General features: G+C 67.6%; 1 pseudogene. It reads right to left on the bottom strand.

Annotated elements, in window-relative coordinates:
• Positions 1-1033: pseudogene (locus MOV75_RS39435) on the bottom strand (PAS domain-containing sensor histidine kinase); the annotation flags it as partial.

Below are 1033 nucleotides of genomic sequence, written 5' to 3'. Positions count from 1 at the left end.
AACTGCCCGGTTCTCAACGGCTCGGGCGCCGGTGGTTCGGCGATGATCTCCGCCACAGGCTCGGGGCTGTCCGCCGCGATCGTCTCGCGCTCGCGTTCGAGCCGTTCGGACAATTGCCGCGCGAGCTCGTTGAACGCGCTGTTCTCGATCGGCGTCAGCGTCGGCGATCTCTGGTCACCTTGTGACCTGACATCGCCGTGCGGGCGGAACGGCACGACATTTGGAGGCGTTTCCAAGGGAGGCTCCACGGGCGTTTCCACTGGCGTGTCCGGTTCGGTTGGATGTGAATTCGCGTCGCTTGTGGGTTCGTGCAGTTCGGGTTCGGGTGTTGGCTCAGGCTCGGGTGCGGGCGGCTCGATCGGCGGAGGCGGCGGTTCGGCCAGCAGCTCGAAACGCCTGAGCGAATCGAGCCGGTTGAGGGCGTCGAGATCGCGGCAGACGCCGAAGCCTTTGAAGCCGGCGAAATTGCGCGACTGGTCGTAAGTTGGCAGGCCCGCGAGTTCGACCGGCAGAGGCGCGCCGCCGTCAGTCGGCCAGTTCACGGTGATCCCGGCCCAGGTGTCGTGGCTCGCCAGCGCCTGGGCGACGCGACCATCAGGGTCGAGCGAGAATGTTTCGGCGATCTCGCGCCAGGGGCGGCCGAATCCGGCGGCGGTGTGCGCGCCGATCAGGCGGATGAATTCGTCGGAGAGAAGCACAAAGCGGCCCTCTGCATCCATCTGCCAGAGGAAGCGCAGCGGATGCTGACGCGGTGCGGGCGGCTCTTGGCTCAACGAGGCTTGGCCCGACGGCGGCTCAACCATGCCTGGTGTGATCGGCGCAGCCTGCGGCGACACAATGGCTGCTGGCGGGTTTTCAACCGGAGTTTTGGCCGCCGCTTCGCCCGTCTGGTCGTGCGCCGGCTCTCGAACAGTCTCCTCGACCGCGTCCTGAATCGCTGCCGCTTGCTGCGGTTCGCCCGCGATCGTCGCGCTGGTCGCGGGCGCCTCGCCCGGCTCCGCGAACGCGTCGAACAAGGCGATGCCTTCGGGTG

The organism is Bradyrhizobium sp. PRIMUS42, from assembly GCF_023006515.1.
Lineage (GTDB): Bacteria > Pseudomonadota > Alphaproteobacteria > Rhizobiales > Xanthobacteraceae > Bradyrhizobium.
This window is presented reverse-complemented; position numbering and strand designations above follow the sequence as displayed.